Raw genomic sequence first — 13966 nt, 5'->3', positions numbered from 1 at the left:
TCAACGGCGATTCATGGCCTCCTCGCGCTCGGCCAGGTAGTGCTGTGCATGGGCCGTGGGGTCCTGCGGAAAGCGTCCCAGCGCCACGGCTTTTTCGAAAAATCCGCGGGCCGGACGATCCTCGCCACGCCGACTGATGACCAACGCCGCGACCAGAGGCCGCCCTGCCGCCACGTCCTCCTCCATGAGCCATTCAAGCGCATTGGCCACTTGCGCAATGGTGCCCGGCGGGGTGAGCCCCAGGGCAGCCGCCACTTGCTGGTAGGTCATGGGCAGGGCCTGCCGAGGCGCTTGCTCGAGCAGCGCGCGCACTCGGCAGGCGAGCAAAGCCGTTGCCTGCGTGGCGGTCACATCCGATGAAGAGTGTCTGGGTGAGTGCATGTCAGCGTCCCTCATGGCGGCATCCTGGATCAGGCGGGAAAAGTAGCCACGCTACCACATCGCTGGCTATGTATGGGAAACCAGTGCTCCAGTGAAAGCCTCCAGGAGGCCTTGGGCGAACATCTGAGCCATACGCTATAGCAACGCATCGATGGGCCGCTTGCCATCCAGCAGGGTGATGTCGCGGTCAATGATCGAGGGAGTCTGCACGACTCTCAGCAGGGCATGGGCGACATTGGCACGCGAGATGCGATTATCACCGGCTTCTTCGACACTACTGGCAAACTTGTGGCTGGGGGGATCATCGGTGAGCCGCCCCGGCTTGAGAATCACGTAGGAGATATCGCTATGGCGCAGGTGGGCGTCGGCAGCGAACTTGGCCGCCATGTACGGTCGCATGTTCTGCGGGGCTTCCAGAGGTTTTTCAGCGCGCAGCGCACTGACCATGATATAGCGTGACAAGCCACGCTGGCTGGCGATATCCGCTGCGCGGATGGCACCGAACAGGTCGATCAACAGGGTTTTGTCAGGCCCGGTGTGCGGCCCCGACCCTGCCGTGAACACCACCTGATCACACCCTTCGAAGGCATGCTCCAGCTCACCCTCCAGGTCGGCGATCACGGTAGGAATGCCGCGTTCTTCGAACCATGCCGCCTGCTCTCGGTGACGAATCATCGCCTTGACGGGCGTGCCCGCCTGTTTGGCCAAGGCACAAAACTGCTGGCCAATCTGTCCATTGGCCCCTATCACTAGCGTCGTCATCTTGCCTCCTTGTCTTGATTCACTCTTTATCAGTGTAGGCAAGTGCAGCAAAGTTCAACCGATTGAGAGGCAAACAGCGAACGCCGGGGCGTTCGCTGTCGGGGAAAGGTGGATGGAGAAGCGCTTATTTCAAGCGAGCGGGCTGTGATTGAGCATGTCCTCGAGACTGGGACGGTGATTGAGACAATGACTGAGACAATGACTGAGAGGGCAGCGCCGCAGGCTGACGCCCGGCATCGTGGCTCACCTGAAAGCGGCTGACCAAGGAGTGCATGTCCCCCGCGCGCTCATCCAGCGTGTGGCTTGCCGTGGTGGCTTCCTGTACCAGCCGTGCGTTCTGATGGGTCACCTGATCCAGTTGCGAAATCGCCTGATTGATCTGATCGATGCCGGCCGACTGCTCTTTGGTGGCATCGGCGATCTCGGTCACATAACGGGTGACCTCGGTGAGGCTGTCAATGATCTCTTGCAGGTGCTGGCTGGAGGCCGTCACCAACTGCTCACCTTCACTGACTTTTTGGACGCTGTCATCGACCAGATGGCGAATCTGGGCAGCCTCTTCGGCACTACGCCCCGCCAGCTTGCGCACTTCCTGGGCGACCACCGCAAACCCACGCCCTTGTTCTCCCGCGCGGGCCGCCTCGACCGACGCATTCAGGGCCAGCAGGTTGGTCTGGAAGGCGATATCGTCGATGGCCTTGATGATCGAGGTGATTTTCTCGCTGGCCTGGCGGATGTCGCTCATGGCTGCAGTGGTACGCTGGGCCACATCCCCGGCTGAGCGCGCCCGGCCATCGACGTTGGTGCTGGCATCCTTGGCCTGGTCGGCGTAGTCCGCCGTCTGTTTGACCGTGGCGGTAATCTGTTCGAGGCTGGACGCGGTTTCTGCCAACGAAGCCGCCTGCTGGTCGGTACGCTGAGACAGGTTCTCGTTGCCAGCAGCAATCTGGCGGCTACTGGCAGCAATGGCTTCGGCACTTTCACGAATCTGCGCCACCATGGCTTCGAAGGTGTCCATCATCTGATTGAACGCCTGGGCGGTTTGCCCTGCTTCATCATTGTGGGCCAGCGCCAGACGCATGGAGAGGTCGGCATTTTCACCCGCAGCACCGCTGATGCTTTCCATTTGACGGCGCATGGCGACCAACGGACCCAGTACCCGCACCAGCGTGCGCCAACCAAAAATGGCCAGCACGCTGATGACGGCCAACGTGACCATCACTAGCAGCGTACGGCCAGCGTTGGCCAACGTTTCCGCTTCGCTGCTGGCACTGGCGGCACGCTCGACGGTGTAGGATTCGATATCGTTCAGCACGTCGCGCATCTCGCTGGACGCCTGCGCAACGCTCGTGAGAGCCGTCTGTACCTGCTCCCGTTGGGCAAGCTGCTGTTGACGCAATGCGTAAACGGAGTTGGCATCTTCCACCATCAGCGCGTTCAGGTCAGCAATCACCGAGTCCAGCTCACCGATCAGCGCACGCTGTTCGACGGTAGTACTCGGCGCCTCCGCGATGGCGGCCAGCGACTGGCGCGCCAGCGTCACCTGCTGGGCGATTTCATTGGTACGCAAATTGACCAGCGCATCCACACTCTCCACCTGCCTCATCTGGCGCCCCAGATCTGACAAGGTGGCCAGCGCCATACGCGCATTACCGCTCAAGCGACCAATGTCCACCCTAGAGGCGAACATGGTATCCAGCAGCTGCGTGGGTAGCGTGGTCGTGCCCTCTTCACGCCAGGCTTCCATCAGCTCACGCTGACGACGCTCTTCACGAACCTGCGCCAGCGCCGTGCGGCCGGCAATGTCTTCAGCGCTGTGCATCACCGTGGTGATGGCGGTCTGCATCCTCTGCAGCTGCTCCGCCATTTGTGCAGACAGGCTCAAGACGTCACGCCGTACCCCTTCCAGTGTTTCATCACCCGCCAGCAAACTCTGATAGTGGGTATCCAGCGCACTCAGCTGGCTCGATAGCGCCGATTGGCTACTGCGCTCCAATCCATCTCGTGCGCTGGCAAAGCGTTCGTTCAACGCACTACGCGACGTCACGCTGTCCAGCTCTTCCACGCTGTCGGCCGCCAGCAGGTCGGCATGGCGCTGACCAAACGCGCCCATGGTCAGCACCATGCTGCGGCTGGCATCCTGCAAAGGAAGTACATCGCTGGTGATGAGGTGCTGGACGTTGATCAACCGCTGATTGGTCATCCAGCCAGTGCCTGCCAGTACCACCGCGCCCAAAACGGCGGCCGCGAATAGGCTAATGAGCATGGCTCGTATGCTTATCGTCTTTTTCATCAGGAGTATTCGCTGTGTCAGAGGTTATGCTATTCAAAGGATGCTGCGACGCTCGCCCAATCGACCGGCTCGAACTGGCCGTTACGAATGACGGTGGCCCACACGGCATCGCTGGCCTGATGGTCTCCTTGCCCTAAGGTCAGCGGCTCACCCACGCCAATATCGATGGTACCCAAGCCCAGCAAGCCTTCCACGATGGCTTGCCTATCCGGGTTTTCACCGGCGGCTTTCACCCCTTCCACGAACAGCTTGGCGGCTAGATATCCCTCCAGCGAGATGAAGTCCGGCTCGCTGCCGGGCACATGCGCTGCCAACGCCTGACGGTACTCTTCCACGGCAGGCAGGTCAGCATCCAGTGGTGGCACGACCTGAGTCACGATCACGCCTTCGGCCAGTGGCCCCAGCGCCTCCAGCAGGGCTTGGCTACCCACGAAAGAGACGTTCAGAAACACGCTATCCGGCAGGTCCTGACGCGCTTCACGGATAAAATCGGCAGCGGGGCCAAAGGTGCCGACAATGATCACCGCACGAGGCACCACAGGTGCCTGAAGAATGGTTGCCAGTCCTTGGTGAACATTGCGGGTACCGCGTGTAAAACGGCCGTGGGCCAGCTGTGAGGTGTCGGTGAAGCCCTCTTCGTGCAAGGCGCGCAGCGCGCCATTGTAACCTGCGTCACCGAAACTGTCGTTCTGCGTGAAAAAGGCGATCTCTTCGGGCTGGATACCCGCTTCCAATAGCCCCGCCACCATGGCAGCCGTTTCCTGCACATAGCTTGCTCGGTAGTTGATCACATAGCGGTCGGGGGGCGAACGACGCAAGATACCCGCGCCGGTAAAGGCGCCGTACAGCAGCGTGCTGTGCTGGTTATGGATGGGGATGGTCACGGCAGCAGTGGGCGTGCCGACGTTACCGATGGCCGCCAGCAGAGAGCTGTCACTAACCAGCTGCCGGGTATGCGCGGCGGCGGGGAGCGGCGAGTATTGATCGTCGAAGGCCTGCAGTACCAGCGACTGCCCGTTCACGCCTCCTTCGGCATTTACCTTGGCAAAGTAGGCCTCGATACCCTGCTGCATGCCGACCCCCAAGGGAGCGGCTGCACCACTCAGCGGCGCGACGATGCCTACTTTCAACTCCGCTGCCGCCACGGGCGACACCAGCCCCCAGGCCAGCAATACCAATACTCGTGATATTTTCATTTTTTTATCCTCAGGGTTTAGCCTTTCATCGGCCAAAACGCCTAAGACTTTAGTCACAACCTAAAGATACTGATGTTTCTAATCAGGACGGCTCAGGGCAAAGCGGTCGCTGACTCTCACATAGTCACTGCCTGCCAGGCGGCCTACCGGCTGCAGCACATCCAAGTGAACGTGGCGGCCATCCCAGACGGACTCATCGGCGTGGATCGATACCACTTTGACCAGGATCAGGCTGCCTGCCAGCGGCTGATCCCCGAAGCGGATCACCTGTACTCGCTGGCAGCCAAAGGCGATGGGCGCCGCCGCAATACGCGGCACGCGCACACCGGGCATGGCCGTCTTTTCCAGTCCTGCCAAGGCAAACTCGTCTTCCTTGGGCGGCAGGCTGGCGCTGGTGGTATTGAGCGCTTCGATCAAGCCTTCGGTGCCCACATGCACCACGCACTCGCCGACGTCTTCCAGGTTGCGCAGGGTGTCCTTGGGCTGGGCGCTGCCATCCAGCAGCGGCGCAAAAGCCAGAATGGGAGGGTCGATACTGGCCACGTTGAAAAACGAAAACGGCGCCAGGTTGGCGTTGCCCTGGCCATCCTGGGTGGCCACCCAGGCAATGGGCCTTGGGCAAATGCTGCCCGACAGCAGGCGATACAGTGTTCCGGCACTCAGTGGCGAGGTGTCCAGCAGGGTATCCATGCAAACTCCTTATCAGGCCATGGGACCAGCGTTGCTGCCCATAAAGCCACTCACTCATCAGAAAAAATCACCTCTCTTTGCATAAGAGGTATTCATTGTCGTAGGGACCGCCTGTTACCAAGCCGTGGAGCCTTGCGGCTGTCAAGTGTGCTAGCCTTGTAAGTTCATAAGTTACCAGAGAATTGAATGCTCACTATTTCCAATAGCGTCACGCTGGCCGATTGGGAAATCGATATCAGCCAGATTCGAGCCCAGGGAGCGGGCGGCCAGAACGTCAATAAAGTCGCCTCTGCCGTGCATCTGCGCTTCGACATTGCGCGCTCGACGCTGCCCCCTACCTACAAGGAGCGGCTGATGGCGCTGTCCGACCAGCGGATCAGCAAAGAGGGCGTGGTCATCATCAAGGCGCAGAGCTTTCGCACGCTGGAGCTGAACAAGGAAGACGCCTTGAACCGCTTGCAGGCGTTGATTCAAAGCGTGGCCCGTACGCCGAAAACGCGCCGCCCCACCAAGCCCACCAAAGGCTCCCAGCGGCGGCGGGTGGACCACAAGACCCGCAAGGGCAAGATCAAGTCACTGCGTGGTAAAGTGCCGCTGTGACGCCCTCCGGCAAACCCTCCCCCATTTCGAACCGGATACCACTCCCCCATGCCCAACCAGCCTCGCCCTGTGTCACCCTGCCGCCATATTTGCCAGATCAACCCCGAGACGGCGCTGTGCAGCGGCTGCGGGCGCACTCTGGATGAGATTGCCTGCTGGGGCAGCATGACCGACGCAGAGAAAGCGCCCGTCTGGACGCGTATCGAACAGGCCGGCTACCTGGACCTCGGCGATGACGCTACTCCTTGACCGGCGCAGGCTGGGCGTGCCGGTCACTCAAGATATGGTGCAGCTCGCCACAGGCGACCATCGGGTCGTCGCAGTTGATCACGATGGTGGAATCGGCCAGCACATAGCTGCGCCCGGTAATGGTATTTTCCACCAACTGATAGGCACCTTCCTGGTGGGTGCCTGTAAAGGTGCCGATAAACCCGGTTTCTCTCAACGAGACGGTTTCCAGCTTGTCACCCGGCGCCAGCCGCCCTTCATGATGCATCAGCGCCAACCGCGCCGAGGTGCCGGTGCCGGTGGTGCTGCGGCAAATCACGCCGGGGTGTACGTAGGTGGCAGAGCGCGAACGCACATAGCCCTGCGCCACCTGCTCTTCAGGCCCCATGAAGTGTAGAAAGGGCAGCGGCCCCACATCGCCCAGAGTGTAGTGGGAAAACCCTCGGTGGGCCTGGATGGCCTCGATGATCTTGTGGGCACAGGCCGCCAACGCGGCCTCTTCGTCCCGTATCAGCTTGAAGCCCAGCGCCTCGGCATCGACCAGCGCATAGAAGCCACCGCTGTAGGCAACCGAGTAGGTGACGTCGCCAATGCCCGGTACCAGAATCGTATCGCGATAGCTGTCGATATAGCTGGGCAAGCCTTCACAGGTCACCGACTCGACGACGCCGTTGCGCACCCGCGCTTCGATCTGCACCAGGCCTGCCGGGGCTTCCAGCTTGAAGCGCTGAAGCCCCTCCTGCTTGGGCACGATACCCATTTCCAGAACGGCCGTGGCCGTGCACAAGGTGTTGGAGCCTGAGTAGATCGGGTAGCCCATCACTTCCATGATGATGTACCCCGCCACCGCTTCAGGATGGGTGGCAGGCACCAGCAGGTCGACCGACATTTCCGGAATGCCATAGGGCTCGCCCAGCAGTAGCTGCCGGAGGCCATCGGCGTCGTCACGCAGATACTCCATTTGTTGACGCACCGTGCTACCGGGCAGCGTATCGATCCCGGCGGTGACGATACGGCTTACGTCGCCCCCCGCGTGGGTGTCCAGCAGCTTGATGGTATGCACGGTATTCACTGGCGAGCCTCCCGTTCCGATTGAAGAGCGGCAGATTGAAGATCAGCCGACTGAAGCGCGAACGGCTCCCCATGGGCCTCCCACTGGGCATCGGGCACGATCACGATCTTGCCCAGATAGTCGCTGCCGCGATTGACGAAGTAGCGCTCCGCCGCGTGCAGCTGCGACAGCTTGAAGGTCCCGTGCAGCACCGGCTTCAGCTCGCCGCTGCGAATCCACGCGATCAGCTGTTCGGCCTCTTCACGGGTGCCATGGGAGACCCCGACGATTTGCACCTGATACAGGTAGATGCGCGTCCACATGATTTCGCTGAGATTGCCACCGCTGGCACCGGCGATGGCCAGCCGCGGGTACGTGGCGCGCTGCGACATATCGCCGATCATGGTGTCGATGAACAGGTCGGTCATGTCGCCCCCCACCAGGTCCATGACCGCATCGATGGGCCGCCCTTCGGTGGCGTGCAGCACGCGCTCAACGAACGTGGGCAAATCGCCTCGGTCGATCACCGCCTGCGCGCCCAGCCCGCGCAGGGCATCGGCCTTGCTGGGCTGGCTGACGGCATAAGGGATGGCGCCGATGATGCGGCACAGCTGAATCAGCGCCGTCCCTACCCCCCCGCTGGCCCCACTGACCAGCACCCGCTCGCCAGCCCGCACGTTGGCCGCCGTCATCATGTGGTAGGCGGTCTGATAGGAGCACATTCCCATGGCCGCCAGAGGGGCATCTGGTAATTCAGGATTGGCGATGTGATGAAACTGGTCGGCAGGCACCACGATATATTCCGCGAAACCCCCATCGGCACCATGCCCGTAGTAATCCGGCATCAGGTTGATATCGCGACGGTCATCCGGGTAGAGATTGAAATCCAACAGCCCCCGCTCACCCACTCGCTGCGCATCGACACCCTCGCCGACGGCCACGATGCGCCCCACCACATCGGCCCCCTGGATACGCGGAAAGCTCAAGGTGGGGGCACCGCCCATGGCGAACGAGGTGACCTCCTCCTTGCCCCTGGTGGGGTAAAGCCCTTCGCGGGCCTTGCGGTCAGTGTTGTTCTTCGCGGTCGCCGTGACGCGCACCAGCACCTGACCGGCCCCAGGCTGCGGCGTGGGCACGTCCTGCCGGTAGTGCAACATGTCCACATCGCCATGACCGGTCAGCAGCATGGCCGACATGCTGGAGGGGATAGAAATGGAAGTGGTGGAATCATTGGCAGCGTTGGTGACACGTGAGGTTCTGCGGTCCGTATTGGCCATGGGCTGGCTCCTGATCGGTGCATATACCACGACAATAACAAACGCCGGGCCAGGTTCAAGATATCCTGTTGCGACGGGATTCAACAGTGCGGAGGGATCGCTTACATACCACTCCAATCTCTTGCTTTGCCTCGCAGCGTCAACTTTTCGCCAATGGTGATCAGCCCCCAAAAGGTTCAAGCTCATCCCTCATGGGCACCTCCCAGCCCCCCCGCCAAGGAACGGTATGCTTCATTTCAGCTCTGCCTATCACCGCCGCCTGACCTGGACCTATTTTGGTCTATTCATCTCCATTGGCATGACCGGCGGGCTGCTGGGGCCTGCCCTGCCCCACCTGGCCAGTGCCAGCGGCTCTTCCATGAGTCAGATTGCCGTACTGTTCACGGCTCGGGCCATGGGCAACATGAGCGGTGCCCTGGTCACCGGACTGCTGATGGACCGCTTCAATGGGCATCGTGTGCTGCTCATCATGGGCGTACTCACCGTGGCCGGGTTGGCGCTGGCGCCCTTGAGCCCACTACTCGTGTTGCTGGCGCTGCTGTTCATGCTGCTAGGCTTTTCTGAAGTGTCGCTGAACGCCGGGGGCAATACGCTATTGCTGTGGCTGCACCGAGACGCCGCAGGCCCCAACGTGAGCGCGCTGCACTTCTGCTTCAGCGTTGGCAATATGCTGACCCCGCTGGTGATGGTGGCAGCGCTGTCGCTGACCGGCCAGTTTCACTGGACTTTCTGGGTGGTGGGGCTTTGCGTCGCCGGGATGCTGTGGCCGTTATCACGCTTTGCCAGCCCCACCATGCCAGCTCCCTCCTCGCCGAGCAGCAGCATTGGCGAGCACAAGCATCGTGATCCGTTGCTGCTGGGCATCTTCATGGTGTTGTTCGCCCTCTACGTGGGCATCGAGGTGACCTTTGCTGGCTGGGTGACGGCCTATGGCGCGCTATCAGGAGTGTCCGGCGAGCAGGCCACGCTGTTGGCGACACTGTTCTGGCTGGCGCTCTCGGCAGGACGCTTGCTGGCCATTCCGCTACTGCGCTGGTGCGCGCCCTGGCAAGTACTGGTCGGCTGCCTGGCCATTGGGCTCAGCGCCGCTGGCGGCTGGCATGCAGGGGTGCTTTCATTGGCCCCAGGCGCGCTGCTGTTTGGCCTCTCCGCCTCGGCTTTTTTCCCCACCCTGTTTGCGCTGTGCAACCACACCATGGTGATGCGGGGCCGCACCACCGGCGCCATCTTTACGGCCGCGGGCTGCGGGGCACTGATCATTCCTTCGCTGACGGGCCCACTACTGGACACCGCCGGGCCCGGCGCGTTTCCCGTGCTGCTAGCCTCGCTATGGCTGTTGATTGGCCTTGGGCTTTGTCTGTTGACGCTACGCCTGCGTATCCTGGCTCAGTCTACTGCCGATCCTTAACGCCGTAGGCCGAACGCAGCCCATTTTCGGACAACGTCTAGAACCAGGCTTTACGTTTGAACCACCAGATCAGCACAACGCCAATGCCCAGCATGAACCCCAGTACGAAGAAATAACCATACGGGTAGGCAAGCTCGGGCATGTATTCGAAGTTCATGCCATAAATACCGGCAATAAAGGTCAGCGGCACGAAAATGGCGGTAATGACGGTCAACACACGCATGGTGATATTCAGCTGATGCGATGAAATCGAGATGTAACCATTTATCAAGTCGCCACAAATGTCGTAATACATCTGGGTCAGCGAATGCAGGCGCTCGAAACGCTCTTCCACATCGGTGATGGCATGCAGCGTTTCACTCTCCCAGCGAGGGAGATGTGCGTAGTCATACGCCGTCAGCTCTTGAGTGATGCCCTTGTGATAGTTGAATACCCGACGCATCTTGACCAACCGCGAGCGATACGCAGTAATCCGGCGCATCAATACGTCATTGCCGTTCTCCAACAACTCGTCTTCCAGGTCGCTCAGCTCGGTCTCGAACTCCAGCAGGCTGTCGATATAAAAGCCCGCCGAGGTATACATGACACGCAAGGCAACCTGCTCGGGAGAGCGCGACAGCAGCCGCGCGCCCTGATCGTTGAGTAACCGTTCGATGCTCAGCGCAAGGCCAGGATGCAGCGTGACCAGAAAGCGTTCGCCCACGAAAAAGCACATCGGTTGAGGCACGAAGTTGAGCTGAGCATCGAAGGAGGAAATGCCTCGGTAGATAATCAGCGTATGGTTTTCGAATTCCTCGATCTTGGGAGGATGACGCACCTTGTGGGCATCCTGAATCGCCATGGGGTGGCACGCAAACCCTTCGAGCACCTCACGCTCGCTGGCTTCGCTTTCACCCTGCATGTCCACCCAGATATGCGCGCCCTCCAGGCGTTTCCAGACATCGATCAGCGAAAGGTCGCCTTCGCGCACTTCTCCCTCGGGGGTGGTCATCAGGCATCGAATCATGTGCATTCCTTGACTTCGCTGGCGTTGGTTGACGGCAGCACAGGGCTTGCTAGCCGCGCCTGCGCCTTGCCTGCCCGCTTGGCTTCATACATCGCCACATCGGCTCGCTTCAACAACTCTTGCGGGGTTTCTTCTCCGCCAGGCACATACTCGGCCACGCCGATACTGGTGCTGACCTCGAGCACTATGTCGCCCATGGTCAGCGGATCTTCAATGGTGCGGATCAGCTTCTGCGCCAGCGGTTCGATAGCGTCGCTGTCCATGTTCTCCAGTATCAGCACAAACTCATCCCCCGCCCAACGGGCCACGAAGTCCGTTTCACGCAGCGCAGCTTGCAAGCGTCTGGCGATGTCGCGCAGCAGCTCATCGCCCATGGCATGTCCATACAGGTCATTGATTCGTTTGAACCCATCCAGGTCGAGAAACATGACCGCCAGCGGTACGAGACTCCGCCGAGTACGCGCCATGGCCTCTGGCAAGCGTTCGTCGAGGGCGCGGCGGTTAGGCAGCTCCGTCAAGACATCTTGTCTGGCCTCCTGGTCTCGCAGGCGCGCCAACTGCTGGCGCTCGGTAATGTCGTGGATAAACAGGCTGCGCCGCCATCGCCCACTGAGTTCGTAGCGCTGGTGGCGAATCTCTACCGGCAAGCGCCCACCATCTCGACGCCGGGCTTCCCATTCGATGGGTGAAGGATCGTCCTGCCCGGGCACGCCTACGGGAAACATCAGGTCGGTAATGGGGCGGGCCAACGCCTCCTTGCGCGACCAGCCGAACATGGCTTGTGCGGCGCGATTCCAGTCCAGCACCCGACCACGATCATCGATACTCAGGTAGGCATCGTAAGCCGACTCGATGACCAGGTTGAGCTCGCGGGTACGTCGCTCGATCTGCTGCTCCAGACTACGATGCAGCGCCGCAAGGTCGCGTTTGAAGCTGGCATTGCGCTTCTCTTGCTGAATCAAGCGCTCGCGCAAATGAATTTCACCGGACACCACATCGGCCAGGTCCTGTAGCGCGGTGAACTCCTGGGGGGTTAGTTCGCGGGGCCGGGTATCCATGGCACACAGTGACCCCAACACCAGCCCCTGGGTGGTTTTCAGAGGGATGCCGACGTAGAAGCGGATGCCGTCGGGCTTATCGACGTAAGGATTATTGGCAAAGCGGGGGTCCAGGCGTGCATCGTTGACGACCAACGGCGCTTCCGCCAGCACGGTATAGGCACAAAACGCCACGTCGCGAGGAGTTTCCGAAAGCTCCAGCCCCACCTGAGACTTGAACCACTGTCGGTCGGTATCCACGAGCGTCACCGTGGAAAGTGGTACCCCCAACAGCACGGTGACCAACCGAGTCACTCGGTCGAATACCGGCTCATTGGGGGTGTCCAGTAACGCCAGCTCTTGCAAAGCAGCAATGCGCGACGCTTCATTGGATGGCAACAGGTGGCTCATGGTGGTTACACCCGATATATAGTTAACACTCCTTTGTGTATTTCAAACCCTTTCGACATCATAGCGCGAAACTACACAGTCTGCCTAACGCGTTGATTTTTTTAACACCTTGCCCGAAGGGAGCCACCACGCCACGAGGATACTCACCAGGCTCGAGAGCATCAGCGCCCCCACGAAGGGACCGAGGGTAGGAATACTGCCAGGAAACGTGGCGGCCATGATGCCCGCCATCAAGGAGCCTTGCCCCAGCCAGCCCGGCAATACCGCCCCCACCAGCCCCGCCACGCCACCGCTGATCGCCGCGAGCGGCGACATGCGTTGCCACAGGCCCAGCAGCACTGGCACCACGATGGCCGCACACAGCAAGTCGGCTATCAAAAACAGCCTCAGTACCGATAGCCCTTGCAAGGCGATGAGGATCACCGGCACCATCAGCAGCACCGTGATCCAGCGCGCTGCATGCAACGCTTTTGGCTGATCTCCCGTTGCCCACAGCGAGGCAATGCCGTTTTGCAACGTATCCACGCTGGAAGTCACCAGCGTGACGGCCAGCACCAGAGCCGGGAGTGTGATCCAGACAGGAGCCTCTGCCAACAGGGCAAAAAAGGGCATCGGTGGCTCGCCCAGGCTCACCCCACTGAGTGCCGCCATCATGCCGACACCACCAATCACCATGACCACCAGCACCGTCATGACGGCCCCCAGCCACGCGCCACGGCCAAGACTGGCGCTATCCTGAGCCGCCCAGAGCCGCTGCCAGTAGCCCTGGTGAAACAAATTGGCCGCGGTCACGGCAATGATCAGCGTCAGCGCCACGCTCAGCGACGCCCCGAGGGGGACGTCCGGTAGCGCCGCATCGCTGGGCATGGAAGGCAGGCGCCATAACGTGACGCCCGCCACGGCGCATAACAGTATCAAGAGCAGCCAGGCCTGCCAGCGGTCGGTGGCCAGGCTAGCGCGCAGGCCACCGAGCACGGTATAGATGAGAGTCGTCAGCGCCACACCAATGATGACCCAGGCAGGCGGAACGTCTGACAGTAGCGCGGTAATGGCGCCGATGGCCGTCAGCTCAGCTGCCAGAAAGCACCCCATATACGCCACGGAGGCCAGCGTGACATAGTGACGGACCCCCTTGCCATAACACGCTTCGGCAAACTCGGCGATACTGCGCCCGGCGGGTAGCGCACGACGTATTCTGGGGCCATAAAGCCCCAGCACCAGGAAGGGCAGCGCCGAGCCCACGGCATAGCCCAGCAGCGCCACCGGCCCCACGAAGGCGCCAATTTCAGGCGGCGCAAAGAGAATCCAGGCCCCCATTCCCGAGGCCAGAAAAGAGAACCCCAGGGTCGTTGCCGTTTGCGAGTTGCGCGCCGTGACGTAGTCATCCAGCGAGCTTCCCCCAAAACGCGCCCGAAGGCCTAAAAATGCAAAGCAGCACAGCGCTGCGCCCAGCACTGCAGACGTCAGGTACGGCATGTCGCGCTTCCTCCGCCGGTACTATCCGGATCAGGTTCCAGGGTCTGCATGGCGTGCATTCTCAGCCCACGAAGGGCTCCCCTGGCGACAGTGAATGAAGGCGGTATCTTCACTGAAAGGAGCGCCCCGGTAAAGCGCTGCCGTGCGTAC

At 61.1% G+C, this 13966-nt stretch carries 13 protein-coding genes and 1 riboswitch; of the genes, 3 read left to right on the top strand and 10 right to left on the bottom strand.

Features of this window, described 5'->3' with window-relative positions; genetic code table 11:
- The 5 genes from KVY02_RS04885 to KVY02_RS04865 form a co-directional block, all read right to left on the bottom strand.
- Positions 1-381 carry a hypothetical protein gene (locus KVY02_RS04885; protein ID WP_218314567.1) on the bottom strand — a complete coding sequence of 127 codons (381 nt, stop codon included), beginning with the start codon at positions 379-381 and terminating at the stop codon, positions 1-3.
- 135 nt (positions 382-516) lie between these two features.
- Complete coding sequence (locus KVY02_RS04880) at positions 517-1143, bottom strand: SDR family oxidoreductase (RefSeq protein ID WP_039175834.1); 627 nt, start codon at positions 1141-1143, stop codon at positions 517-519.
- Positions 1144-1267: 124 nt separating this feature from the next.
- Complete coding sequence (locus KVY02_RS04875; protein WP_256357567.1) at positions 1268-3409, bottom strand: methyl-accepting chemotaxis protein; 2142 nt, start codon at positions 3407-3409, stop codon at positions 1268-1270.
- A 56-nt stretch (positions 3410-3465) separates the two neighbouring features.
- The gene (locus KVY02_RS04870) at positions 3466-4632 is read right to left on the bottom strand and encodes an ABC transporter substrate-binding protein (protein WP_218314558.1); all 1167 of its coding nucleotides are present in this window, start codon (positions 4630-4632) and stop codon (positions 3466-3468) included.
- Positions 4633-4710: 78 nt separating this feature from the next.
- Positions 4711-5322: a flavin reductase family protein gene (locus KVY02_RS04865; RefSeq protein ID WP_218314556.1), complete on the bottom strand. Its 612-nt coding sequence runs from the start codon at positions 5320-5322 to the stop codon at positions 4711-4713.
- Between the two features lie 186 nt (positions 5323-5508).
- Here KVY02_RS04865 and arfB point away from each other — a divergent pair, with 186 nt between their 5' ends.
- Together arfB and KVY02_RS04855 are read left to right on the top strand one after the other, a co-directional pair.
- Entirely contained in the window at positions 5509-5922 is a 414-nt protein-coding gene (arfB, locus tag KVY02_RS04860; protein WP_016916463.1) for an alternative ribosome rescue aminoacyl-tRNA hydrolase ArfB, read from the top strand.
- Positions 5923-5970: 48 nt separating this feature from the next.
- Positions 5971-6171 (top strand): DUF1289 domain-containing protein, encoded by a 201-nt coding sequence (locus KVY02_RS04855; RefSeq protein WP_218314555.1) that lies wholly within the window; start codon positions 5971-5973, stop codon positions 6169-6171.
- Here the strand turns inward: KVY02_RS04855 and KVY02_RS04850 are convergent.
- Together KVY02_RS04850 and KVY02_RS04845 are read right to left on the bottom strand one after the other, a co-directional pair.
- Positions 6161-7222 carry a proline racemase family protein gene (locus KVY02_RS04850; RefSeq protein ID WP_218314554.1) on the bottom strand — a complete coding sequence of 354 codons (1062 nt, stop codon included), beginning with the start codon at positions 7220-7222 and terminating at the stop codon, positions 6161-6163. The two genes, KVY02_RS04855 and KVY02_RS04850, sit on opposite strands and share 11 nt — an antisense overlap.
- Positions 7219-8397, bottom strand: a complete 1179-nt coding sequence (locus KVY02_RS04845; protein ID WP_218315043.1) for an alcohol dehydrogenase catalytic domain-containing protein — start codon at positions 8395-8397, stop codon at positions 7219-7221. Before KVY02_RS04845 ends, KVY02_RS04850 begins: the two co-directional genes overlap by 4 nt.
- Before the next feature lie 307 nt (positions 8398-8704).
- Here KVY02_RS04845 and KVY02_RS04840 point away from each other — a divergent pair, with 307 nt between their 5' ends.
- Positions 8705-9886 (top strand): MFS transporter, encoded by a 1182-nt coding sequence (locus KVY02_RS04840; protein WP_218314553.1) that lies wholly within the window; start codon positions 8705-8707, stop codon positions 9884-9886.
- A gap of 37 nt (positions 9887-9923) precedes the next feature.
- Here KVY02_RS04840 and KVY02_RS04835 read toward each other — a convergent pair whose 3' ends face one another.
- The 3 genes from KVY02_RS04835 to KVY02_RS04825 all read right to left on the bottom strand — a co-directional run bounded on the left by KVY02_RS04835 (position 9924) and on the right by KVY02_RS04825 (position 13816).
- A complete protein-coding gene (locus KVY02_RS04835; RefSeq protein ID WP_081135181.1) occupies positions 9924-10892 on the bottom strand; it encodes a magnesium transporter CorA family protein in 969 nt (322 codons plus the stop codon).
- Positions 10889-12340: a diguanylate cyclase domain-containing protein gene (locus tag KVY02_RS04830; protein ID WP_081192332.1), complete on the bottom strand. Its 1452-nt coding sequence runs from the start codon at positions 12338-12340 to the stop codon at positions 10889-10891. Before KVY02_RS04830 ends, KVY02_RS04835 begins: the two co-directional genes overlap by 4 nt.
- Positions 12341-12424: 84 nt before the next feature.
- Positions 12425-13816 carry a sodium:solute symporter gene (locus KVY02_RS04825; protein ID WP_016916456.1) on the bottom strand — a complete coding sequence of 464 codons (1392 nt, stop codon included), beginning with the start codon at positions 13814-13816 and terminating at the stop codon, positions 12425-12427.
- A riboswitch (TPP riboswitch) is annotated at positions 13806-13909 on the bottom strand. (Overlaps the previous gene by 11 nt.)
- Positions 13910-13966: the final 57 nt, after the last annotated feature.

It is taken from the genome of Halomonas sp. 18071143 (assembly GCF_019211725.1).
Lineage (GTDB): Bacteria > Pseudomonadota > Gammaproteobacteria > Pseudomonadales > Halomonadaceae > Vreelandella > Vreelandella stevensii.
The sequence above is the reverse complement of the archived record's forward strand: the minus strand, read 5'-3'. Positions and strand labels throughout refer to the sequence as shown.